A 25,509-nucleotide genomic window follows, 5' to 3' on the forward strand; every position below is an offset into this window, starting at 1 on the left:
GCGAACTATGATACAACATTATTTTAAGATAGCATTCCGTAATATACTGAAATACAAAGCACAAAGTATTATCAGTATCCTTGGTCTGGCAGTAGGTTTCACCTGCTTCGCACTTGCCACCTTATGGATACATTATGAAATGACGTATGACGATTTCCATGAGGGAGCAGATAGAATATATTTTGTCGGCCGAAAAAATCTTGTTGAAAACGAAAATACAATCTTTGCTTCATCCCGCCTGCCTTACGCAGTACACAAGCAACTGAAACTGGATTTTCCGGAAATAGAATCATCATGCGTATGGGATTATGGCAGAATGCAAATAGACAGTATTCAAGCTCCGGATGTCTCCCTTGCCCGTATCGACTCTTCCTTCATAAAAATGTTTAATGTTAAAATTCAGGAAGGAAGTAGTGTTGATTTTCTATATTTTCCTGATAAAGTAGCAATCACCGAAGAGGCAGCTATAAAACTTTACGGACATACATCCGTAATAGGAAAGAAAGTCAATGAACGGCAAACTATTTGTGCAGTTGTATCCGGATTTGGCAAACATACAAATTTGCCGTATGACTTCCTTGGTAATCTCATACAAACGACTGACCCGACAACGGAAAACTATACAACTCTTATTCGGCTACGTAAAGGAACCAATGTGGATGCATTCCAAAGAAAATTAGCAGAAGCTAAAATAGAAATAAAAAACAACCAAGGTAGAACGAATATCAGCAAAAATCTCGGTATGGTTCCTATTATGGAATATCATTACAGACCTCAAAATATTGCTATACAGATTCATTATTTGAAATTATTTGCTGCTATAGGCGGACTCGTTATTTTTTGTTCACTGATTAATTATTTATTCTTATTCGCCTCCCGCCTGCATATACGTGCAAGAGAAATCAATCTTAGGAAGTTTTGCGGATCATCTATGAGTCATTTGTATCTGATGCTGACTATAGATTTTTTGCTTATCCTGCTGTTTTCCGGTTTATTGGGTATGTTTTTTATAGAACTCTCCTTCGAAGCCTTTAAAGAGTATTCGGAGGTAGAAGGAAATATTTATACTGAAGCCTCGCTGTACTTTGTAATCATAAGCATCCTGGCTCTTTGTATGGCATCTCCTATTATTTTAAAACATAAAAATACTATTAAAGGAAATCGGCATTTATTCCGCAAATTCGCCCTTATACTTCAATTCAGCATCGGTTTGCTTTTCATTTTTAGCATAACTGTGCTTATAAAACAGACTCATTTTCTACGAAATACAGATGTTGGCATCGAAAGAAAAGGTATTGCAACCATGACTTGTTGGAATACATCAGAAGGAGAATTAGTACAAGTTAATCATGAAATCAAAAAAATGCCCTTTGTAAATGAAACTTTGCTTAATGCCTGTAGCCTCATACCTTTTAGAGGAAATGTTGCAGGAGTCTTCTCTTATTGGGATGATAAGAAAGAAGAAGATGCTCCTGTTGCATTTAACATTATGTATCACACACTGGAACTGGTACGTTTTTATGGAATAAAACTAAAGGAGGGAGAAATGCTGAATGAGGATGATACGGACAGAATACTGATTAACGAAACAGCGGTTAAAAAACTTGGAGTGCAACATCCGTTAGGCATGAAGATAGGCATGTATACAGTTATTGGTGTCGTAAAAGACTTTCATAATACTGCTCCTACTGTACCTATACATTCAATGATGTTTCTTCAGAATGTTCACTCCGGCGACACCAAAGGTCCTTGGTGTTGTGAAACTGATATTATAGTTAAATACGAAGTTGGTCAATGGAAAGAACTTAAACAAAATGTTGATTCCATTATGGAACTCCAATTACCGGGCAGACATTATATCCTGCTTGATGCTGAGGAAGAGTATGAAAAAGAGATACAATCGGAAAACTCGCTCATAAAGGTATTGGGAGTTATGTCTACAGTTTGTATCCTAATATCGGCTTTTGGCATATTTTCTTTTGTAACCCTCAGTTGCGAACAACGTCGCAAAGAAATTGCCGTTCGTAAGGTGAATGGAGCCACAATGAAAAATATACTTTACATGTTTGCAAAAGAATATTCGATTTTATTAGTCGTTGCCTCTATTTTTGCCTTTCCTTTAGGATACGTATTGATGAAACGTTGGTTGGAAGATTACGTAGAACAAACCAATATAAGCGCATGGATATATTGCGTGATATTCATTGGCACCGCATTTATTATAATTCTTTGTATCGGCTGGCGCGTATGGCAGGCTGCACGGCAGAATCCGGCGGAAGTGATAAAGAGTGAATAAATGGTGCGTATTCGCACTGCTTATGTGCAGTATAGCACACTATCTGAATATTATTTTCACATGTACATATTTAATATACAATACATTACAAGTTTGGCATAAGATTTGAAACCTATTATTAAAATAAATATACCATGATATTCCATTATCTCAAAATAGCATTCAGAAACCTGTGTAAGCATAAGACACAAAACATCATTTCCATCATCGGATTGGCAGTAGGTTTGCTCTGTTTCTGTGTCTGCATATATTGCAGTCGCTTTGTAGAAAGCACAGACCATTGTTTTGCTAATCACGATCGCATAGCAGAGTTAAACCTCTATGACGGCAAGGCAGACAGATATTTTTCCGGTTCTCCGGTTCCTCTGGCCGAAGAATTGCGCACATGGTCTTTGGGAGAAACGGAAGCCATTTCATCCGTAACCTATCCTCGTGAACGTCCTTATTATGTAGAGTTATCTCCGGAAAAGACGCTGCCTTATGAACTTGAAACGATTGAAATAGATACTTGCTACAATAAAATCTTCACTCAGGAAATGGTAGCAGGACACTGGAAAATGGCAAGTCAATCTCTTAACTCCGTGATCCTGAGCCAATCTATGGCCATTAAAATATTCGGTAATGCAGAAAGTGCTATCGGCAAACACATGACCCTCATGAGAAGGCTCAATACCTCTCCTGAAAGCACTCCGAAAACAGGAGGTATCGTCTATACCATTCAAGCAGTAATGAAAGATATCCCTCTGAACAATAGTTTGGATTTCATGCAAAACATAGATATGCTGACCGTAAACGATAGTGAAGGACTTCTACAAAGTCCAAAACGGCATAACATGACGGGAGCAAATACCTACGTACTGTTATCACCACAAACTACATGTACCGATTTAGAAAAGCAATTTTTCCAAAGAGACTATACCTATACTTTGTATGGTGAAGCTTACACTGTCACTGCCAATAGCATGGGAGCCACATTAAAGAAACAAGGCGCTTCCTATTTGGGATTAGTGACCGGAATTATCGGTACCCTGATATTATTAGTAGGACTGATTAACTTTTTCCATTTCCTTATCGGTTCTTTCTTCAATCGCACCAAGGAATACAGTATCATGAAAATGATAGGATGCAACTGGAAACAACTTTTCTACTTGCTGTTCACACAGTCATTGATCGTCATATCCATATCTTCTATACTGGTATTATCAGGCATAGAGTTATTGGGGAATCACATGAATTTCTCTTTACCGGGTATTGCAATGACCTTTACCACTGAAACGCTTTTAATACACGCTCTGCAATATATCGTTCTTCTTATCATACTCTGCGTCATTATATGTATGTCTGTTTCCATTCGCATCCGTAGAATTTCAGTACAAACAGGCATTTACGGAAGCAATAAACGCAGGGCGAAGCAATGGGGACGTAACTTTATGCTAGGCATCCAGTTCTTTATTTGCTGGGTATTCGTATCGCTGACAGCCGCTTTATATCTGCAATCAGAAAAAACAGCCAATAGTTTGCTTCATACACTAAGTCAAAAAGAAAAGTCGGAGATTCTTAGTATTCCCCTGGACTATCCCTTTATGAAGAATGAGGAAAAGCTGGCATTGATAGAGCGTTTTAAACAACATGCCGGAGTGAAAGAGATTCTGTTATCAGATATCGGTTATATGCAAGGTATGTCGGGCAATGGATTAACGACCGAAAAGGGAAATGAGAACTCCTGGGTTGATATTAGTGTCATGGCTGTACCCGCCAATTTCTTCTCTTTCATGAATATTCCCATAGAACAAGGAAGACTTCCTCAAACGGAAAAAGATATTGTGGTAGATAATGTCTGGCAGCAGATACAGAAGAAAGATGTAATCGGTATGAACTTGTATAGCGGTAATACCGACTACACAGTCTGTGGAATATCTGCACCTTTTCAGGCCGATGTATATAACCGAAGTAGTGGATATGCTTTCCTGCCTTATGATCCTTCAGTCTATATAGGCCATTGTTACATAAAGAGTCATCCGGGCCAGCAAAAGGAAGTAGCCCGATGGATTGAGAAAGTCTACCACGAGATGCTTCCTGAAAATATAACTTATCAGGCTAAAACATTCCTAGATGATATCCATGTTTCGCAGGCTCTTGAGTACAATCTGAAAGACATTATTTTGTTCTTTGCCGTTATCAGCATTATTATCACACTGTTAGGTGTGTACTCCAGTATCACGCTTGATACAGAACGACGCCAGAAAGAAGTTGCTATCCGTAAAGTAAACGGGGCAGATGTTCCGCAGATTATCCTGTTGTTTGCCCGTCTTTATATTATCTTGTTATTGTGTAGTGCCATCGTTGCATTCCCGCTTATATATGTTGTATTGATGTTATGGAGACAAATGTATACGGTATTCTTTGATTGCGGTCTGCTTTTCTGGCTCTGTATATTCTTGATTGTTACTTTCATTACAGGCTTTACAATACTTTTCCGTATCTTGCGGATAGCAAGGACCAATCCGGCGGAAGTTATTAAAAACGAATAAGAACAATGATATTACATTATTTGAAAGTTGCTCTACGAAATCTGCTGAAGTACAAGACTCACAGTTTCATTTCAGCCCTCTGCCTGGCAGTGGGAATCGTATGCTATACCCTTGTATGCTTTTTCATGCAGGAATGGACCAAACTTGAAAACTTACCTGACAGCGAGCGACGGATAAGAATAACAGTCAGCCAGAAACAAAGTCCTTTTTTCCGAACCCATGAAATAAAGCGACTGGAAGAGCAATCTATCAGTGGTTTAGAATGCCTGACCATACAATCCTTTAACAATTCAACGGAAATAGAAGTCATTGATAACGAACAACGTAATTTACCTTTTCTGATAGGTTATAGAGGGGTTAACAGTAACTTTTTCTCCTATAACAACAGAAAATTGCTACATGGCAGCCGACTTCCCGAAGCACCTGATGAAGTGGTATTATCCAATAAATTTGCAAGTAAAGCGTACGGCACTGCAAATCCTATTGGAACAACCATACGCCTTGCTAACCCACAAAGTATAGCGGGAAATACAATACAGAGCTTTAAAGTCGTAAATGTAGTGGAAGATAACGGACTGCAAGACCCCAAAGTCGATTGTTATTTCTCCTATGAAGTCACGCCTAATGACGCCTTGAGTGTAGAAGCCTATCTATCGCCTAAGGCAACGATGGAAATGCTAAACAAAAGTTTACAGTCCATAACGTGGCAACGGAATGAGGACACCGTACACCCTTACGCCGCGTTCAGTATGAGGCAGGACAAGGAACTGACAATGGTGCAGTTTCTAATACTGTTCATAGCCTCACTTATCCTGGTTTCAGGGCTGATTAATTTCCTTAAGTTCATCATTCAGATGTTCTATAACCGTCAGCGTGAAGTGGCGCTTCGCAAGTGTATGGGGTCCGAGATAAAAGGACTGTTCCTGCTTCTTTTCACTGAAGTATTTTGGATGATGTCCACTGCATTTCTTTTATCTCTGGTTCTAACGGAACTCATGATAAATCTTGCGGAAATATACATTCCAAGCCATGATATGCCCGATTTACCCTTGTCATCTATCTACGTTGTACAGTTTCATATATATATTGCACTTCTGATGATATGTATGCTCGTAATATGGTTTCCTATCCGCCGTTTACGGCAAGTGAGCATAATCAGCCAAATCAACAATAACCGTAGCCGTCATATTTTCCGTTCAATTATGATGTGGTTGCAGTTAGGCATTGCCATTTTCTTTGTGGGCAGCACGCTTGGTGTCAATATGGTGTGGCACGAAACGTTCAGTCGGGCATACAGTCCGCTTACATCCGAGGAAGAAGAGAATATCATTTCCCTAAAAGTGAATACCCAACGCATGTGGCAGAATCTAAATCCCATATTATCTGATATTCGGGCACTTCCGGAATGTATAGAGACACTGACTATGACAGATGATTTGCGAAGTGGAAGTCATTTTATGCGCACCTATAAGAAAGCCGACCAATCGGAAGTCTGGATTGCCATAGCAGAGGGATCTCCGAGTTACTTCAAATTCCTGAACATCCCGTTACAGGGAAAGGAAGTGAGTGAAGAAGCGGAAGGCACCGTCTATGTCAGTGAGGATTTCAGACTGCAACTGGATAAGGACAGCGTGCAAGACAGAGTAGAGATTGAAGGTCGAAGTTACCGAATCATCGGTACCTTCGAAGCGCTCTATAAAGAAATCCGGGGAGGAAATACCATTGGCTCGGCATTCTTTCCCGGTAATCGCTTCAGATGTTTCTATTTCAAACTGGCACCGAATGCGAACGCTGCCAAGAGTGTCCACCGTATTACTGATATTTGTCGGAAGTACGTACCCACTACTTTGCCTCTTGAAGTCCGTTCCCTGGCCGATAATAAACATACCATGATGGGATCAATGTATATGACACAAGTGGCGATGACAATCCTGGCCGTTGTAAGTATACTATTGGTTGTACTGAGCATCTATTCGGCCATCTCCATGGATACGGTCAGCCGACAGAAGGAAATAGCCATTCGTAAAATCAACGGAGCTACCCCACGGATCATTGCCGGTATATTCGGTAAGGCTTATCTGGTGATTTTCCTGCTGGCTTTTGCGGTTGCTTATCCTTTGGTACGACTGATGCTGCTATCAATAGACGCAGACACAGTGAAGTGCATACAGGGTTGGGATTGGGGAATTCTGTTATTCTTCAGTGTGGCCTTCATGATATTCCTCACCACCGCATACAAAATTTACCGGATCATGCATATCAATCCGACCGAGATAATAAAAAATGAATAAACAATATTACTAATTAAAATTATCACTATTATGATTAAAACAGTAAACCTGCAAAAAATCTTCAAGACCGAAGAAGTACAGACATGGGCTTTGAACAATGTGAACATCGAAGTGAAAGAAGGCGAGTTCGTCGCAATCATGGGACCTTCCGGTTGCGGTAAATCTACATTGCTGAATATCCTCGGCTTGCTCGACAACCCTTCGGGCGGAGAATACTACCTCAATGGAAAGGAAGTATCCAAATACACCGAAGCACAACGCACCAGCCTGCGTAAAGGGGTCATTGGTTTCGTATTCCAAAGCTTCAACCTGATTGACGAACTGAACGTATACGAAAACATCGAATTACCGTTGCTCTACATGGGCATTCCTTCCGCCGAACGCAAACGTCGCGTGGAAACAGCGATGGAACGCATGGCCATTACACACCGAAGCAAACACTTCCCGCAACAACTCTCCGGTGGTCAGCAGCAACGTGTTGCCATTGCCCGTGCCGTAGTAGCCAATCCAAAGCTGATCCTTGCCGATGAGCCTACCGGTAATCTGGATTCTAAGAACGGTAAGGAAGTGATGGAACTGCTGAATGAACTGAACAAAGAAGGAACCACCATCGTCATGGTAACCCACTCGCAGCACGATGCCGGTTTTGCAGGACGTATCATTAATCTGTTCGACGGACAGGTGGTGACAGAGGTGAGTCTGTAACCCATATTATACACATTTTTACTTAAGCCCTAAAAGGACGAAATCGGAGATGTACTATTTTATTTCGCCCTTTCAGGGCCCAGAAATGGGAATACTTATTACGTAGGGCGATGCCCTACGCTATATGATGTAAGCCTTTCAGGCTTCTGTACTGTAAATGCGAGCCCTTTCAGGTTTCCCGGCACTATATAATGTAAACTCTTCAGGCTTCCTGATAGAGCTAAAACCTATTAATATTATCACTAAAAGAACATGTACATTCTGAAGTTTGTCCTGCGTAGCTGGTGGCGAAATAAATTGTTCGTCACTATTTCTCTTGTCAGTCTGGTTATCGGTATCGCCTGCACCAATCTACTGACAGCCTTCGTCCTATACGAATACAACATCGAATATAACAACCCCAACCGTGACCGCATCCTCCGGCTGACACAAACACTACCTTTCGCGCAACAAGAAATGCAGGGAACATTCGTATACCACGAATCTGTCCCCGAAATCATCTCACAATTCCCAGAGATAGAAGCTTCATTACGCACACAAGCCATCACTCACACAAAAATCCGTGTGGGCGACCAAGAATATTCCGAACTGAACCTGCTATCGGCAGACAGCGCATTGCCCAAGTTTATCCCCATCGAAACCTTTGCAGGAAAAATAGAACAAGTATTGACTCACCCGGGAACCATTGCCATCAGTCAAGCTTTGGCCGAACGTTGTTTCGGTACCACCGACTGTCTCGGCAAGCTGCTGGAGATCCCCCAATCCAGCGAAAGTGCCTACCGTATTGCCGCCGTCTTCCGTCTACCATCACAAAGCATGTTGCGGGCAGACTTGCTCAAGCATCTCAAAAGTCCGGAAGGAACTACCTGTTCAATACTGCTCAAAGAAGGAACAGACCTCAACGCCTTTCGCCAACGCTTCGAGACAACCGAGCTTCCTACTTTATTAGGCAAAGGGTATTATCGTACCCAGACTTTACAGGAATCCTATTTTACCACTACCACACAAGATAGCAACCAGTGTATCGAGCATCGGCAGAAGGCCCTGTTAAGCGTCGGCCTGCTATCCGCTTTATTAATCTTGTTCATAGGTTGCTTCAACTATATCAACCTCAGTTTTTCACGCTTATTGAAACAAATACGCACCTTGCACATTGAAAGCCTTTTAGGTGCAAGCCACCGTCAAATCCGTTGGCACCTCTTTGCCGATACTTTCCTGATGGTGATTGCAGCATTCTTGTTATCCATTCTGTTGATGAGCGACCTGTTGGCAGTATTCAATGCAGCAATATCCGCGCATCTGTCGTTCTCCTATCTTTTCTCCGTTCAGGTATTCCCTGTTATCTTGCTGTTTGTCATCATTCTATCCGTTGTTCCGGCAGAATACATGAGCCGGAAGATACAGACCTTGTCCGAAAGCCGTTACCGCAGCTTCTTTACAGGTCGTAAAAAACAGCGCATTGTAGCGGCACTGGTCACCTTACAATTCATGATTTCTATCGGACTGCTAAGTGCTTTTATGATAATCCGTAGCCAGATGGACCTGATAAAACAGGAGGGAAGCCGCTACAAAGGAATCGTTGAGTTTGGAATCGGCGACTCCCGGCAATCCCCTTTATCTACTTGGATAGAAGACATTAAATCCATCCCCGGAGTGAAGTCTGTTGTATCTTCCCAATCAGGCCTTTATACCATGAGTATGGCCGTTCCCCGCCAAAATGGTGAGAAGAATGACCTTCTGATGCTTGAACTTTATGAAAACTGTCCGGACTTCCTGAATATATACGATTTCGACTTGCTGGATGCCAAACAAACATTCCATTTATTACTCCGTACCTCTGTGCCGGTCATCATCAACGAGTCCTTCATTCGCTATCTTGTGCCCGAAGGAGAAGACCCGATGGGACAACCTATCTCTAAATACGTGCCCGAAAAGAGTGAGAAAGGTACTATTATCGGTGTCATGAAAGATTTCAAGAAATATTCGCTCACAAACAATGTGTTTCCACTGAGAATGATCCTGCACGAAATGCCACAAGATAGCTATACCACATTGACCTTACGGTTTGACGAACAAGATCGCACAGCAGTTATCCATCATCTTCGCGGATTATGGGAGAAGAAATACCCCGGTACTCCATTCAATTATGAAGACCCTTATCAGGTACTGATCTCCAATAATCAGGAAGTCACCGACTTTTCCCGCATCCTGCTGATGTATGCATCAATCAGTTTGTTCCTCACACTGTTCGGATTGTTCGGCATCACCCATTATGCTATCCAGCAACGTATACGCGAAATAGGAATTCGGAAGATTCACGGTGCATCATTCGGGCAAATATTATGGCTTGTCAATCGCCCGTTCCTTTACTACATAGGTATAGCGTTTTTACTCATTGTACCCTTGGTCTGCTATCTGATGAATTATTGGCTGCAACAATTTGCTTACCATGTACACATTGGTATCCTTCATTTCCTGCTTCCATTGTTCTTCACTGTCTGCATCACCCTGCTCACAGTATGCCTGAACAGTTATCGGGCAGCAAGAAATAATCCGGTAGATAGTATCAAGTACGAATAACCGTATCCCGGTTAATCTCCAGAACCAGAGACTGAAAATCAATCATCGCATTAAATAAAGCGATGTGTAAATAGGAAGAAATCTCATCTGACGGAATATCACATTCCGTCAGTACTCCCTGTTCCAACAGCAACGCACGTTTTGTGCCTTTCAATAGGGGAGTCCTCGGTGTATACCAGACTCCCTCTTTTTCTAACGCCACATTAGCAATGGAAGTATCCGTCAAAAGATTATTTCTGATAATCAATACATCATCCTGATTGCCACGCAGGGCATACAATACTTCCAGTTCCTTCCGGTCCGTACTTTTGTAGCGATAATCAATCGTATCCGAACCGACCAACCGGAGTGAACGTACAGTTCTCATTGTATAAGCGGAAAATGCCACTTCACATACTTCTCTGCCATAAACTACCCGGCATTTATAAAAACCGCTTTCAGGGCAATCCCCTGTATAATCCAGAATATCCAGTTGATCCGTCATTCCGAAAACCGCCTGTCTCGTCTCATTCATCCTACGGTTATGATGGGCAAGGTTCTGCAACTTACCGTCACGTACTTGTATCGTTTCAATAAATAGGCACATATATTTTCTGTTTCATTTCTTCATATTCACTGCGGGCGTCACTCTTGAAAGTAATGCCACCACCGCTTTTAAAATACATTCCGTCCGCCTCTTGCTCCACAAAACGTATCATCACGGCACTATCCATATCGTCTCCATCGAAATATCCGGTTATTCCCGTATAGAATCCCCGTTCATATCCTTCAGCCTCACGAATAATCTGCATCGTCTTCTTTTTGGGTGCACCGGTGATAGAACCGGCAGGCAACATACTGAAAAGAATATCACCTAACTGCCGTTTGTAATCTTCTGGAAGTTCACCGCATATTTCCGAACTGGTCTGCAGTATCGGTCCACGATTTGTCTGCAACACATCTATATAGCGATAACGCTCCACCCGGACATGAGATGCCACAATACTCAGATCATTCCTGATCAGATCCACAATCGTAGCATGTTCCGCCGCTTCTTTCCCGTCGCTCATCAAGGTTTGTACGGCATCGGGCAGGGTAGCGTCTATCGTACCTTTCATGGGATAAGAGCTGATAATACCTTTCTTTATCCGAACAAAAATCTCGGGAGAGAAAACTACAAAACGATTCTTTACCCATACTTTATATAAAGCACGGGAGTTACAATATATATCCTTTAAAGTCAGATTGGTTTGTACCGGAGTCCGGCAAGTTAAATTCGTAAGAAAGCTGTTTCCGGCAAGAATATTCTTTTTCACATGTTCGAAAGCACGACTGTATTCCTGAAAAGAAACAGGCTGTGAGATCCATTCTATCTGTTCCGGCAAACTCTCCGGAAGCAATTCATCCGTTAAACCGGCAACTGCTTCATTCGTAAATCCATTCAGGTTATATATCAACTCCTCCGGTGAGACCTCTGCCGTCTCTTCCATATAAACCTGTTCCTGCGAATAATCAATCAAAAAGACAAACGACTTTGAACAGCCTGCCAGCATATTCATACGTGCGATTGCTTCCTGCTTACTATATAGTTTCATACATCTATTTTCGTTTAGCAGGAAGCAAAGGTAATAAAAAAACTATTTCCGTGCCGCCACTGCCAGCAATACTCCCAGCACAATGCCCAGCAATGCCGCAAACAACACGCGCATATCCGGCGGAAGCATGAAAGTAATGGTGTGTGCAGGATACCAGAAGAACGGGATTGTCTTCTTAAAGACAAAGTTCCATTGAACGTTCCAGTTCAGTCCGGTAATGATTTTTGTCATCGGAATAGGAGTGACAAGACTCTTAATAGAACCGCCGCACATCAAAATATGCGTATCTGTTATTTTATGGAAAGTCATGAATACCGGAGCAAAGATTGTGTTCATCGTTACCGATATGGCCAGCGCCACCAGCACCTTATCGAGAGATATCGCTTCACTTGTAAACGTTGCGGCAGCATTTGCCATTCCCATATACTCCATGAACTGCGGCACACCTTTTGAAAAGATAATCATAGCGGCATTGATACCCATACCGAGTATGCCCCATACCACCATGCGCGGAATAATGCCGAAACCCTTCCGGTTGTACACTCCCGCACTGATTCGTAATCCCAGCACTTCGCCCAACGAAGACAGAATGGCAAACTTCAGAAAGCTCATCACCATGCCGTGTTCAGCATTGAACGACTTATACCAGTCATAAACCGCGTCACTCAAAAAGAAGGGTAGAAAGACTACCACTACCAGAATAATAAACAGGAAATCTTGCTTTTTCATTGAAAAGACGTGTTTTTCATTAATAATGCGACAAACATACTAAAAAACTTTCAATATCAAAGCAAGATGATAACAAAATAAATAATATTGTAACTAATATGAATCCGAATATTAAAATTAGAGCTGAAATCCTGCGAAATCCGTCTTTGCCCAATCTTAATTATATCAGAAAAAGGCGCTTCTTTTCAGAAACACCCCTCAACCCTGTTGTAAACTATCATTTTTTCTTCAAGAAACGTTTAGCCAAGTATTTTCGTATGGGTTCGTCATACCACTTCAAACACAAATAGGCCAGTAATATATTCCATGCATAAACACATAAGACAACCTGCCAGGTCTGCTCTAAAGTAAAGAGTTGATTTTTAATCAACCATGCATAGAACAGATACATGAACGGATAATGTATCACATAAATCGGATAAGAGATATCTCTCAGAAACTTACATAATTGAGTTGACTTTTTATCCGTAGTAGTTCCCGATGCTCCTATCCATACAAGGACTGGGAAAGCTACGATAATACAAAATGCTTCATAAAGGCCATTTGTGCAAATCGGCTCCGCACCTTCCAGATAGGGTACTGAGAACAAAGCAATCAATACAATGGTACATATCCAGAACGCGCCTTTCACCTTCATAGGCTTAAAGTTACGCGACATAAGCATCCCCACAGAAAACGGGAACAGCATTCTCAACAACCCACCGCCAAAGTTTACACCGTCTAATGTCCATCCTACACCTATATTTCCATAACCGGAAACATCGAAGACCGCAAATAGCGCCAATGCCACTCCCAACAATACAACGAGCACAGTCAGCGCCTTATTAGATAAGCGACGAATAAACAAAGCATAAAGAATATTACCTATATATTCAAAGAACAATGACCAGCAAGGCCCGTTCAATGGAAACATCTCACCGTTGCCACGCACTTCATAACCTACGCCCGGCATTGCGGGAATAAAGAATATCGTACAAAGCAAGGACAGCATTATCATGGAGATGCCGATATGCGTTCCATCCCATTGCACAGAACCCTGAATACAGTATGTAATAGCACCCAGAACAGCCCCCATTATCACCATAGGATGAAGACGTATCAAACGGCGCTTAAAGAAATCTTTTATTGTGAGACTCTTACCCCAACGGTCGTCATAGGCATAGCCGATAACGAAACCTGAAAGGATAAAGAAAAAATCCACGGCCAAATATCCATGATTGAACGTTGTAATCATAGTATCGCTTGCAAAAGCATAGCCTTCGAATATATGATACCATATTACCATAAGAGCCGCTACACCACGAAGTCCGTCCAGAAGATCGTAATGCGCCTTGGTATCCGGAAATGCTGCTGAGGGGGTATTAGACATTTGTGTCTTAGTATTAAGTTAATATTTTCAGATGGCAAAGATACACAAAAAAAAGACCGCCTTTATAAAGACAGTCTCTTTTCATTTTATCTGATTTCAGGAAAATCCTTATTCAATCACTCCGAGTTCACGGAAACATTTCGTCAACTTCTCGACAGCATAGTCTACCTGCTCTTTGGTGTGAGTAGCCATCAATGCTACGCGTACCAGCGTATCTTGCGGTGCACAAGCGGGCGGAATAACCGGATTGATGAAGATGCCTTCGTCAAACGCCATCTTAGTTACGATAAATGTTTTTTCCGCATCACGCACATACAATGGAATGATAGGAGATTCAGTTTCACCGATTTCGAAACCGGCATCACGGAATTTCTTCAATGCATAGTTGGTGATGTCCCACAAACGTTGCTGACGTTCCGGTTCGTTCATAATGATGTGAAGAGCTTCACGGGCAGCAGCCGTAGCAGCAGGCGTGTTACTTGCCTGGAATATATAAGAACGGGCATTGTGGCGCAACCAGTTGATTACCGAAGCATCTCCGGCAACGAAACCACCGATAGAAGCCAGTGACTTGCTGAACGTACCCATAATCAGGTCGATATCATCTGTCACACCGAAATGATCGCAAACACCACGTCCCTGTTTTCCGAATACACCCAATCCGTGTGCTTCGTCCACCATGATGCTGGCATTGTATTTCTTCTTCAAACGTACGATTTCGGGGAGATTGGCAAGGTCGCCTTCCATAGAGAAAACACTATCCACCACGATCAGTTTGATAGCATCCGGCTCACATTTCTGGAGTTCTTTTTCCAGATCGGCCATATCGTTATGTTTGTACTTCAATTGAGTTGAGAAGGAGAGGCGGCGGCCATCTACGATGGAAGCATGCACGCGATCGTCACAGATAATGTAATCGTTACGTCCCGTCAATTGCGGAATAACACCCTCATTTACAGTAAATCCGGTGGAAAAACAGAGTGCATCGTCTTTTCCGACAAACTCAGCCAGTTCTTTTTCCAACTCTACGTGTATATCAAGAGTTCCATTTAATAAACGGGAACCTGCACAACCTGTACCGTATTTATCTGTGGCAGCTTTTGCGGCTTCTATTATTCTTTTATCGTAAGTCAGTCCCGTATAAGCATTCGAACCGAACATCAGGACTTTTTTACTATCCATCAACACCTCAGTATCCTGATGGCTGTCAATTGTGCGGAAATAGGGGTATACGCCCATTGCCATATATTGCTGTGGCAGGTCGTATTTCGCCAATTTGTCTTGTAGTAATCCCATGAAATGTTTATTATATAATATGAAATATTTAACTCTTAGTTACAAGCCTTTTGAAAACAGGGGGCAAAGATAGCAAAATATGTGCTTATCTGTTCTTTTTTTACTAAAAAATATATTTGCCTATGGATTAAAGCTCACTCTATGGTTAAAAATTCAAGTATTTGTATTACTTTTGCCATTTATAAAATTGCATAGTGAAACACCCCTTGCATGGACGAAGAAAAAAAGAAAATATCATTCATTATAAATCCGAAATCCGGTACGCAGAGCAAAGAGCAAATCCTCCATTTGCTCGATGAAAAGCTGGATAAGGCAAAGTATGTTCAAGAGGTAATCTATACCGAATATGCCGGACATGCTGTTGAAATTGCTGCACAAAAAGCAAAGGAAAATGTGCATGCTGTAGTGGCTATTGGCGGTGACGGTACGATCAACGAAATAGCCCGTTCGCTGGTGCATACAAAAACTGCATTGGGCATCATTCCGTGTGGCTCGGGAAACGGACTTGCACGCCACCTGCAAATTTCGATGGAGCCTAAAAAGGCGATAGAAATTATCAACGAAGGAATTATAGACGTCATTGATTACGGAAAAATCAATGAAGTACCTTTCTTCTGTACCTGTGGTGTGGGTTTTGATGCTTTTGTCAGCTTGAAGTTTGCAAAGGCGGGCAGGAGAGGACCTCTTACCTATTTAGAAAAGACTCTACTGGAGAGCCTGAAGTATCAGCCCGAAACTTACGAACTGGAAACGGAAGACGGTACCTTAAAGTATAAGGCTTTCCTGATAGCCTGCGGTAATGCTTCTCAATACGGAAACAATGCGTACATAGCTCCACAGGCCACTCTGACGGACGGATTACTGGACGTGACCATCCTTGAACCCTTCACGGTGCTGGATGTGCCCTCTCTGTCTTTCCAACTGTTTAATAAGACTATAGACCAAAATAGCCGCATCAAAACTTTCCGCTGCCAGACGCTGCGCATCCACCGTACCAAACCAGGAGTAGTGCACTTTGACGGGGACCCGATGATGATGGGAGAAAACATCGACGTGAAGGTAATCAAAGAAGGATTGCAGGTAATCATCCCCCGGTATGCCGAAAAAGACTCTTCGAATGTATTGCAACGGGCACAGGATTATATAAATGGCCTGAAGCAGATCAATGAGGAGATTGTGCATAAGAATAAGATGATATTGGATAAGAGTAAAGAGCAGATTAAGAAGTTAACGAAAATCTGAGTTTTTTATAAAATAAATCTGTATTTTTGCACGTCGTAAGCAATTAAGTATGCGCCCTGACAGCGCAGTCAATTTATAATTTATAATTATCAAGATGTTTAGATCACACACCTGCGGAGAACTTCGTATCTCCGATGTCAATAAGCAAGTAACGCTGGCAGGTTGGGTGCAGCGCAGCCGCAAAATGGGAGGCATGACATTCATTGACCTCCGCGACCGTTACGGTATCACCCAGTTAGTTTTTAACGAAGAGGTGGATGCAGCACTTTGCGAGAACGCCAACCGCCTGGGACGCGAATTCGTCATTCAGATTACAGGAACGGTGAACGAACGCTTCAGCAAGAATGCCAATATCCCGACCGGAGATATTGAAATCATCGTATCGGAACTGAATGTGCTGAATGCAGCCCTGACACCTCCGTTCACCATCGAAGATAATACGGATGGTGGCGACGATATCCGCATGAAATACCGTTATCTGGATTTGCGCCGTCCATCGGTACGCAGAAATCTGGAACTCCGCCATAGAATGACCATTGAGGTACGCCGCTATCTGGACAGCCAGGGTTTCATCGAAGTGGAAACTCCTGTACTGGTAGGCTCTACTCCGGAAGGCGCACGCGACTTCGTGGTGCCCTCACGCATGAATCCGGGACAGTTTTACGCTTTGCCGCAAAGCCCGCAGACCTTGAAACAATTGCTGATGGTATCCGGTTTTGACCGTTACTTCCAGATTGCCAAGTGTTTCCGTGACGAGGACCTTCGTGCCGACCGTCAGCCAGAATTTACTCAGATAGACTGTGAAATGTCTTTCGTGGAACAGGACGACATCATCAACCTGTTTGAAGGTATGACGAAATATCTGTTCAAAGAAATCCGCGGTGTGGAATTGGAAGGTCAGTTCCAACGTATGGCATGGGCGGACGCCATGAAATATTATGGTAGCGACAAACCCGACTTGCGTTTCGGTATGAAGTTCGTGGAGCTGATGGATATACTGAAAGGTCATGGCTTCTCTGTATTTGATAGCGCCGAATATATCGGTGGTATCTGTGCCGAAGGTGCCGCACGCTACACCCGCAAACAACTGGATGCACTGACGGAATTCGTGAAGAGACCGCAGATTGGTGCAAAAGGTATGGTTTACGCCCGTGTAGAGGAAGACGGAAATGTAAAATCGAGCGTTGACAAATTCTATACGCAGGAAGTACTGCAACAGGTGAAAGAAGCTTTCGGTGCCAAACCGGGTGACTTGATTCTGATTTTGAGTGGCGACGACACCATGAAGACACGCAAGCAGCTTTGCGAGCTTCGCTTGGAAATGGGTAGCCAACTGGGATTGCGTGATAAGAACACATTCGCATGCCTGTGGGTGGTAGACTTCCCGATGTTTGAATGGAGCGAACAAGAAAACCGCTTGATGGCTATGCACCATCCGTTCACCCATCCGAAGGATGAAGATATAGCCTTACTGGACACTGATCCGGCAGCAGTACGTGCCGATGCTTATGATATGGTAATCAATGGTGTGGAAGTTGGTGGCGGTTCAATCCGTATCCACGATCCGAAGTTGCAGGCAAAGATGTTCGAAATCCTGGGATTCACTCCTGAAAAAGCAGAAGAACAATTCGGATTCCTGATGAATGCATTCAAATATGGTGCACCTCCTCATGGCGGTCTGGCATATGGTCTTGATCGTTGGGTATCTCTCTTTGCCGGATTGGATAGTATTCGTGACTGTATCGCATTCCCGAAGAATAACAGTGGACGCGACGTGATGCTGGATGCTCCTGCGGCACTTGATCCGTCTCAGTTGGACGAACTGAATCTGATCGTAGATATCAAAGAATAAGAGTAGGTTAGTTTGTTGTGAGAGAATCGAGACGCATCTTCCGTTTTGCAGTAATCGGTACGCTGAATGCCCTGATTATAGCAGCAGTCATCTGGCTGATGATGGATGAACTGGACATCGACTATATGCTCTCTAACATAACTGCTTACGTCATTGCACAGACTCATAATTTTATCTGGTGCAAGCACTGGATATTTCCTTTGGATGATAAAGAAAAGAAGAGCAACACCTGGAGGCAGGTGTTGCTCTTTTCTATCGCTTTCGGAATGGCGTATCTGGCGCAATTCCTATTTCTGATAGTGTTGGTCGAGGCACTGAATTGTGATGAATACCTGGCTCAGTTCCTGGGACTGTTCATCTACGGAGGCGTGAATTTTATAATGAACAGGAGAATCACGTTCCGTTAACGTTTTATCAAACTGCGTTTGCTGCGCTTTTATCAAATTGCGCTTTATCGAATTGCATTTTAATCGAGAAAGCGTTTCGTCAATCCACCGTATTCATCAATACGGCGGTCGCGCAGGAAAGGCCACCAACGGCGTACATTTTCCGAGCGTTCCATATCTATTTCCACTACTATATTTTCCGGACGGTCGTTTCCGGCTTGTGCAAGGAATTCTCCTTGCGGACCTGCTACAAAACTATTTCCCCAGAATTGGATGCCATTTGTCTGCATGGACGGATCGGGTTCGTGACCGACACGGTTAACAGAGATAACAGGAAGTCCGTTGGCTACGGCATGGGCACGCTGAGAGATAATCCAAGCGTTGAGCTGGCGTGCCTTTTCATCATCGGCGTCACTGCTTTCCCAGCCAATGGCAGTGGGGTAGATTAATAATTCGGCACCTTTCAATGCCATCAGACGGGCAGCTTCAGGATACCACTGATCCCAGCAAACAAGTACACCCAACTTTCCGAGAGAGGTTTGGATAGGTTCGAAACCTATATCTCCAGGGGTGAAGTAGAACTTTTCATAATAGGCCGGATCGTCGGGGATATGCATCTTGCGATATTTTCCGGCAATGCTTCCGTCACGGTCAAAAACAACGGCGGTGTTATGATAGAGTCCCGGGGCACGTTTCTCAAATAGGGAGGTTACCAATACGATCTTATTGGCAGCGGCCAGTTCGGAATAAAATCCGGTGGAAGGGCCGGGAATGGTTTCCGCCAGATCAAACAGTTGCGTATTTTCAGTCTGACAGAAATACAGGGAGTTGTGCAGCTCTTGTAATACAACCAGTTGCGCACCATGTGCAGCACAAGCTTCTATGCTTTTAGCCAGGTTCATCAGGTTCGTACGAAGATCTGCTGTATTGGCTTGCTGAATAATTCCGACTTTTATTTTTCTCATATCTTTCTAATTTTATTTCAATACACCGGCAGGGTACTGCATCGTAACACAATGGAGTGATCCATGCTGCTTGATCAGTGCCCGGCAATCAATGCCTACAATCTCATATTCCGGGAACGCTTCCTGCAAGACTTCTTTAGCACGTTGGTCATTCTCCGGCTGACGATAAGTAGGATAAAGCACTGCATCATTCATTATCAAGAAATTGGCATACGTTGCGGGGAGGCGTTCGCCCTCTTCCTCAATTTTGTCTACCATAGGCAATGCCAACAGACGATAGGGGTTTCCATTCAAAGTACGGAAGGTTTTCAGTTGCTCTTCCATTTGATGTAGAGCTTCGTAATGTTCATCCTGCGTATCGGTGCATTGCACATAGGCAATAGTATCCGGTGAGCAAAGACGAGCGAGCGTATCGACATGACTATCTGTATCATCTCCTGCCAAATACCCATGATCGAGCCAAAGTACCTGTTTCAGATGAAATACAGAACAGAGATAGCCTTCGATTTCATCGCGGCTCATCTGTCCGTTACGATTGGGAGAAAGCAAACACTCAGACGTGGTGAGCAATGTTCCCAAACCATCGCTCTCAATGGAACCACCTTCCAGAATAAAGCCCAGACGATTAACATACCGCCCATTCAGGAAACCGGATTCCACAGCCTGACGGGTAATCAGATTGTCTTTATCTGAAGCGAATTTCAGCCCCCAGCCATTGAACATGAAATCAAGAAGCGAAGCGCCTTCTGAATCCAACATGGTAATTGCACCATGATCACGCGCCCAAGTATCATTCGTTTCACACTCCATGAAACGGACATTCTGCATATTGACGGTAGCTGAAATCTGCTTTTTGACCTCCTCCGGTTCGGGAGTTACAATCAGAAGCAATTCCCGCTGGGCTATTTCGCGTGCGATAGCGGCAAAGCAGGCTTGTACTTCCGTAAGCATATGTGCCCAGTCAGTTCCGGCATGGGGCCAAGTCAGCTGTATTCCGCTTTGCGGCACCCATTCGGCAGGTAAAACAGCATTAAACGTATCACTCATATTTATCATTCTTGCTTTTCTTCTTTCGGCTTGCGGTCAAAGAACGGATTCTTGGTCGAAGCACTGACCGGAATAGCATACACGGATCTGCATCCCGGCAACCACTCCAATTGCTGTGCAGCAAGTCCGGCAGAGAACATCACACGGGTATCCACACGCAAATCGGCCGCCGTGGCACAAGCCGAACCGATAGCTATACCTACATCGACCGAATTCACGGCACAAGGCACACCTTCAGGGCGTCCCGCACAAGTGGGATAACCACAATGGCCACAATTCAATCCTTGCGCCTGCTCGCGCGTACCTATTATAATTACACATTCAGCCTGCAAAATGTTGGCGGCATCCCGCAAAAAGAACTTCATTCCGTGTTCTTCCACCATGGCAATCATCTTGTCCGACAATACTTTTAAATCGTCTCCGGTGACCATAGCTATTTCAATTATATCTACACCTTTTCCCTTCGGAGCGGTACGGGCAGCAGTCATCATCTGCCTTGCCACGTCCAACACATGTTCGTGGCGGCTTGCACGTTCGTTCTGTATCATAATTCTCACTTTTATTAAAAACTGATAGCAAAGATAATGCAAATTGAGTGCAGAACTTTCATGCTTGCATGAAAAAGTTATGCCGAAATGCAGCTTATCTTATTTAAAGATACTGATTTCAGCTAATAATCCACCGTTTTCTCAGAATTCCTTTCTATATTTGCTTTCAAATGGAGACCAGGACTATACTTCAAATAGACAACGCATGCATCGCTTTCGGAGCAGATACACTTTTTTCCGGTTTTTGCTTACAACTGCACGAAGGGGAAATCGCCTGCATTTCCGGACAATCGGGGCGAGGAAAAACCTCCTTGCTGAATGCAGTTTTAGGATTTGTACCCCTCAAAGCAGGGAGCATCACCGTTAACGGCATTTTACTGGAAAAAGGAACTATCGACCAAATTCGCCGGCAAGTGGCATGGATACCGCAAGAACTGGCTCTTCCATCGGAATGGGTGAAGGAAATGGTGCAACTCCCTTTCAATCTGAAAGCTAACCGGGCTACTCCCTTTTCACTAGACAAACTATTTGCCTGTTTCGATGAATTGGGGCTGGAAGAGGAATTGTACGATAAACGTGTGAATGAGATCTCCGGAGGACAACGGCAACGTATCATGATTGCCGTAGCCACCCTGATGCAAAAACCGCTGCTGATTGTGGATGAACCGACTTCCGCACTGGATTCGGACTCTACGGATAAAGTACTTGCTTTCTTCCGGAAACGAATGAGGGAGGGAAGTGCCATCCTCGCCGTCTCTCACGACCAGGGATTTGCGCAAGGATGCAACCAGATGATAACACTGTAACTAAGAGATTAATAAAGTGGGAACTATCGACATATCATATACCAGTTTAGCCATCGGATTGTTGCTATTGCTTATTCCGCTGTTCTACTTGTGGAAGTTCAGGACAGGGCTATTGTGGGTTACCGTGATTGGGATCGCACGGATGATTGTACAACTTTTCTTTATCGGTATCTACCTGAAATACTTGTTTCTGTGGAATAACCCGTGGATCAACTTTCTGTGGGTGATTATTATGATATTCGTTGCCGCACAAACCGCCCTGGCACGCACCCAGCTGAAACGGAAGATACTGTTTATTCCTATCTCCATAGGTTTCTTATTCAGTGTCGTCTGCATCGGCATGTACTTCATTGCCATTGTATTACGATTGGAAAATGTGTTCAGTGCCCAGTATTTTATTCCGATATTCGGTATCCTGATGGGAAACATGCTATCCAGCAATGTCGTTGCGCTGAATGCCTATTACAGCGGATTGAAACGGGAACAGCAATTGTATCGCTATCTGCTTGGCAATGGTGCCACAAGGGCAGAGGCACAGGCGCCTTTTATCAAACAGGCTATCATTAAGTCTTTTAGTCCGTTAATTGCCAATATTGCCGTTATGGGCCTGGTGGCACTGCCCGGCACTATGATCGGACAAATCCTGGGAGGTAGTAGCCCGAATGTCGCCATCAAATATCAGATGATGATTATGGTGATAACCTTCACGGCATCCATGCTTTCGCTAATGATTACCATCTCGCTGGCATCGCGTAAGTCGTTCGATGCCAACGGAAAACTATTGCAGGTAATGGTAGAGAAAAAGGAAAAGAAGAAAAACCGTTAGTGCTCTACTTTTTCAGGAGTATAACGCAACTGCACATACTGTACGCCGGGTTTTATATAAGCACTGTCCATCAATACTTTCCTTACCCGGAACGTCTCAAGACGGCGATTTATATAACTTTTTATATATCCTTTCTGCGGTTTCACATACGAAAGCACTTCTATACGCCCTGCCAAATGGATATTGACTTTGGCTTTCACCGTACGTACCGCCCCCGGCCTCTTTGACGATTGTCCGGGCATTTCCTTATGTTTATCTATCCAAAAGATGGCTGTAGCCTTCGGAGTAGTATCCACAAACTCCTCTTGTGCACCCTCTTCACCGCCATCCTGGGCTTTGGGTGAGGGTTGGCACGAGAAAAGAATGCATAATAAAGCCAAAAACGAGAAAAGTAATGCTTTCATGGTATAGAGTTTTACAATTATCCGAACAAATATATAAAAAAAGAGTAAAACAAACAGTTATTCAGTGCATTTTTACTATATTTGCACCGAAATTTTCTATTCACATAATGAGAATTAAGGAGATAGTAAGCGCCCTTGAACGGTTCGCGCCTCTGCCATTGCAAGACGGATTTGATAATGCCGGCCTGCAAATCGGATTGACAGAAGCGGAAGCAACAGGGGCTTTGTTGTGTCTTGACGTTACTGAAGCCGTGCTGGACGAGGCGATTGCGTTAGGGTACAATCTTGTCATATCCCATCATCCGCTGATATTCAAAGGATATAAATCCATCACGGGCAGGGACTATGTAGAGCGTTGTATCATGAAAGCAATCAAGAATGATATCGTGATCTACTCAGCACATACCAACCTGGATAATGCTCCGGGAGGGGTGAACTTCAAGATTGCCGAGAAAATAGGATTGAGTAATGTACGCGTGCTGGAAGCCAAAGAGAATGCCTTGGTAAAATTGGTGACTTTTGTACCCACGGCACAGGCGGAAGATGTTCGTAAGGCTTTGTTTGCAGCCGGATGCGGTTGCATAGGAAACTACGACGCATGCAGCTACAATGTAGAAGGAGAGGGAACTTTCCGCGCCCAAGAGGGTAGCCACCCGTTCTGTGGAAGCATCGGAGAGTTGCATACGGAAAAGGAGGTGCGGATAGAAACCGTATTGCCTGCCTACAAGAAATCGGAAGTTATCAAAGCTCTACTGAGTGCCCATCCGTATGAGGAACCTGCATTCGACTTATATCCTTTGCAGAATAGCTGGACACAGGCCGGGGCAGGAGTTATCGGCGAACTGGAAACACCGGAAACGGAGTTGGAGTTCCTGAAACGCGTCAAGAAAACCTTTGAAGTGGGCTGCCTGAAGCATAATAAACTGACCGGGCGTGAAATACAGACCGTGGCACTGTGTGGAGGAGCCGGAGCATTCCTGATGCCGCTTGCCATACGCAATGGTGCAGACGTGTTCATCACTGGGGAAATCAAGTATCACGATTACTTCGGACACGATACGGACATTCTGCTGGCAGAGATAGGACACTACGAAAGCGAACAATATACGAAAGAAATATTCTATACAATAATCCGGGAGTTGTTTCCTAACCTTGCGCTGCAACAGTGCAAAGTGAACACCAACCCCATAAAATATTTATAAGTAAAATGGCTAAAGAAGCAAAAAAAGATCCTCAGGAATTGACCGTGGAGCAGAAGTTGAAAGCCCTGTTCCAGTTGCAGACTATGTTGTCTAAGATTGATGAAATCAAGACTTTAAGAGGTGAACTTCCGCTGGAAGTACAGGACTTGGAAGATGAAATCGCCGGTCTGAGCACTCGTATCGACAGAATTAAGGCAGAAGTAGCCGAACTGAAATCCGCCATCGCTACTAAGAGAGTAGAGATTGAAACTTCAAAAGCTTCTATCGCAAAATACAAGGAACAGCAGGAGAATGTACGCAACAACCGTGAGTACGACTTCCTGAGCAAAGAAATCGAATTCCAGACTCTGGAAATGGAGCTTTGTGATAAGAGAATCAAAGAGTTTGCTGCACAGGAACAGGAGAAATCTGCTGAAGCTGCAAAGAGTACAGAAGCGTTGGACGAAAGACAGAAAGACTTGGACGTTAAGAAGAACGAACTGGACGAAATCATCTCTGAAACTAAGCAGGAAGAAGAAAAGCTGAGAGACAAAGCCAAAGAACTTGAAACTAAGATCGAACCGCGCTTGCTCCAATCTTTCAAGCGTATCCGTAAGAACTCTCGCAACGGATTGGGTATCGTATATGTACAACGTGACGCTTGTGGTGGTTGCTTCAACAAAATCCCGCCCCAGAGACAACTGGATATCCGTTCTCGTAAGAAAATCATCGTTTGCGAATATTGCGGACGTATCATGATTGACCCGGAGTTGGCTGGTGTAACCATCGAACACAAGGAAGAAGTAAAGGAAAAGCCAACGAGAAGAAAAAAGACTGCGGAATAATATTCGGCAGTGTATATATAGGAAAGGACGCCCCTG

Annotated in this window: 21 protein-coding genes; 12 read left to right on the top strand and 9 right to left on the bottom strand. The window is 43.6% G+C overall.

Annotated elements, in window-relative coordinates; genetic code table 11:
• Positions 1-7 precede the first annotated feature (7 nt).
• The 5 genes from BWI44_RS18190 to BWI44_RS18210 all read left to right on the top strand — a co-directional run bounded on the left by BWI44_RS18190 (position 8) and on the right by BWI44_RS18210 (position 10,403).
• Positions 8-2,296, top strand: coding sequence for an ABC transporter permease (locus tag BWI44_RS18190; protein ID WP_195209403.1), 2,289 nt, complete (start codon positions 8-10; stop codon positions 2,294-2,296).
• 134 nt (positions 2,297-2,430) lie between these two features.
• Positions 2,431-4,827 (top strand): ABC transporter permease, encoded by a 2,397-nt coding sequence (locus BWI44_RS18195; RefSeq protein WP_195209402.1) that lies wholly within the window; start codon positions 2,431-2,433, stop codon positions 4,825-4,827.
• 5 nt (positions 4,828-4,832) lie between these two features.
• Positions 4,833-7,118, top strand: a complete 2,286-nt coding sequence (locus tag BWI44_RS18200) for an ABC transporter permease (RefSeq protein ID WP_195209401.1) — start codon at positions 4,833-4,835, stop codon at positions 7,116-7,118.
• Between the two features lie 30 nt (positions 7,119-7,148).
• Positions 7,149-7,823 carry an ABC transporter ATP-binding protein gene (locus BWI44_RS18205; RefSeq protein WP_007214190.1) on the top strand — a complete coding sequence of 225 codons (675 nt, stop codon included), beginning with the start codon at positions 7,149-7,151 and terminating at the stop codon, positions 7,821-7,823.
• A 252-nt stretch (positions 7,824-8,075) separates the two neighbouring features.
• Positions 8,076-10,403: an ABC transporter permease gene (locus tag BWI44_RS18210; protein ID WP_195209400.1), complete on the top strand. Its 2,328-nt coding sequence runs from the start codon at positions 8,076-8,078 to the stop codon at positions 10,401-10,403.
• Here the strand turns inward: BWI44_RS18210 and BWI44_RS18215 are convergent.
• The 5 genes from BWI44_RS18215 to spt form a co-directional block, all read right to left on the bottom strand.
• Entirely contained in the window at positions 10,390-10,989 is a 600-nt protein-coding gene (locus tag BWI44_RS18215; RefSeq protein WP_195209399.1) for an aminotransferase class IV family protein, read from the bottom strand. The two genes, BWI44_RS18210 and BWI44_RS18215, sit on opposite strands and share 14 nt — an antisense overlap.
• Positions 10,973-11,977, bottom strand: coding sequence for an aminodeoxychorismate synthase component I (locus tag BWI44_RS18220; protein ID WP_195209398.1), 1,005 nt, complete (start codon positions 11,975-11,977; stop codon positions 10,973-10,975). Before BWI44_RS18220 ends, BWI44_RS18215 begins: the two co-directional genes overlap by 17 nt.
• 42 nt (positions 11,978-12,019) lie before the next feature.
• Positions 12,020-12,706: a hypothetical protein gene (locus tag BWI44_RS18225; RefSeq protein ID WP_117706308.1), complete on the bottom strand. Its 687-nt coding sequence runs from the start codon at positions 12,704-12,706 to the stop codon at positions 12,020-12,022.
• A gap of 217 nt (positions 12,707-12,923) precedes the next feature.
• Entirely contained in the window at positions 12,924-14,075 is a 1,152-nt protein-coding gene (locus BWI44_RS18230) for an acyltransferase family protein (protein ID WP_195209397.1), read from the bottom strand.
• A 108-nt stretch (positions 14,076-14,183) separates the two neighbouring features.
• Complete coding sequence (spt, locus tag BWI44_RS18235) at positions 14,184-15,371, bottom strand: serine palmitoyltransferase (RefSeq protein WP_195209396.1); 1,188 nt, start codon at positions 15,369-15,371, stop codon at positions 14,184-14,186.
• 210 nt (positions 15,372-15,581) lie between these two features.
• Here spt and BWI44_RS18240 point away from each other — a divergent pair, with 210 nt between their 5' ends.
• The 3 genes from BWI44_RS18240 to BWI44_RS18250 all read left to right on the top strand — a co-directional run bounded on the left by BWI44_RS18240 (position 15,582) and on the right by BWI44_RS18250 (position 18,872).
• Positions 15,582-16,613 carry a diacylglycerol/lipid kinase family protein gene (locus BWI44_RS18240; RefSeq protein WP_138292992.1) on the top strand — a complete coding sequence of 344 codons (1,032 nt, stop codon included), beginning with the start codon at positions 15,582-15,584 and terminating at the stop codon, positions 16,611-16,613.
• 94 nt (positions 16,614-16,707) lie between these two features.
• Positions 16,708-18,465, top strand: a complete 1,758-nt coding sequence (gene aspS / locus BWI44_RS18245; RefSeq protein WP_195209395.1) for an aspartate--tRNA ligase — start codon at positions 16,708-16,710, stop codon at positions 18,463-18,465.
• A gap of 17 nt (positions 18,466-18,482) precedes the next feature.
• Positions 18,483-18,872: a GtrA family protein gene (locus BWI44_RS18250; protein ID WP_138292990.1), complete on the top strand. Its 390-nt coding sequence runs from the start codon at positions 18,483-18,485 to the stop codon at positions 18,870-18,872.
• A gap of 59 nt (positions 18,873-18,931) precedes the next feature.
• On the opposite strand, the gene BWI44_RS18255 is transcribed toward BWI44_RS18250, so the two are convergent.
• From BWI44_RS18255 to BWI44_RS18265, 3 genes are read right to left on the bottom strand one after another with little or no spacing between them, the layout of a single operon-like run.
• Positions 18,932-19,816 (bottom strand): carbon-nitrogen hydrolase, encoded by an 885-nt coding sequence (locus tag BWI44_RS18255; protein WP_117706299.1) that lies wholly within the window; start codon positions 19,814-19,816, stop codon positions 18,932-18,934.
• Between the two features lie 12 nt (positions 19,817-19,828).
• Positions 19,829-20,872 carry an agmatine deiminase family protein gene (locus BWI44_RS18260; protein WP_195209394.1) on the bottom strand — a complete coding sequence of 348 codons (1,044 nt, stop codon included), beginning with the start codon at positions 20,870-20,872 and terminating at the stop codon, positions 19,829-19,831.
• Entirely contained in the window at positions 20,869-21,411 is a 543-nt protein-coding gene (locus BWI44_RS18265; RefSeq protein ID WP_195209393.1) for a ferredoxin domain-containing protein, read from the bottom strand. Before BWI44_RS18265 ends, BWI44_RS18260 begins: the two co-directional genes overlap by 4 nt.
• A gap of 185 nt (positions 21,412-21,596) precedes the next feature.
• Here BWI44_RS18265 and BWI44_RS18270 point away from each other — a divergent pair, with 185 nt between their 5' ends.
• Together BWI44_RS18270 and BWI44_RS18275 are read left to right on the top strand one after the other, a co-directional pair.
• A complete protein-coding gene (locus tag BWI44_RS18270) occupies positions 21,597-22,217 on the top strand; it encodes an ABC transporter ATP-binding protein (RefSeq protein WP_118222329.1) in 621 nt (206 codons plus the stop codon).
• Between the two features lie 16 nt (positions 22,218-22,233).
• A complete protein-coding gene (locus BWI44_RS18275; RefSeq protein WP_022210432.1) occupies positions 22,234-23,043 on the top strand; it encodes an ABC transporter permease in 810 nt (269 codons plus the stop codon).
• Here the strand turns inward: BWI44_RS18275 and BWI44_RS18280 are convergent.
• Positions 23,040-23,447, bottom strand: coding sequence for a DUF4891 domain-containing protein (locus BWI44_RS18280; RefSeq protein WP_195209392.1), 408 nt, complete (start codon positions 23,445-23,447; stop codon positions 23,040-23,042). The two genes, BWI44_RS18275 and BWI44_RS18280, sit on opposite strands and share 4 nt — an antisense overlap.
• Positions 23,448-23,554: 107 nt before the next feature.
• On the opposite strand from BWI44_RS18280, the gene BWI44_RS18285 reads away from it, so the two are divergent.
• Both BWI44_RS18285 and BWI44_RS18290 read left to right on the top strand, forming a co-directional pair.
• Positions 23,555-24,649, top strand: a complete 1,095-nt coding sequence (locus tag BWI44_RS18285) for a Nif3-like dinuclear metal center hexameric protein (RefSeq protein ID WP_195209391.1) — start codon at positions 23,555-23,557, stop codon at positions 24,647-24,649.
• Positions 24,650-24,654: 5 nt separating this feature from the next.
• Positions 24,655-25,473 (top strand): zinc ribbon domain-containing protein, encoded by an 819-nt coding sequence (locus BWI44_RS18290; protein ID WP_138292985.1) that lies wholly within the window; start codon positions 24,655-24,657, stop codon positions 25,471-25,473.
• Positions 25,474-25,509: the final 36 nt, after the last annotated feature.

This window comes from Bacteroides sp. Phil13, assembly GCF_001940965.1.
GTDB lineage: Bacteria > Bacteroidota > Bacteroidia > Bacteroidales > Bacteroidaceae > Bacteroides > Bacteroides intestinalis.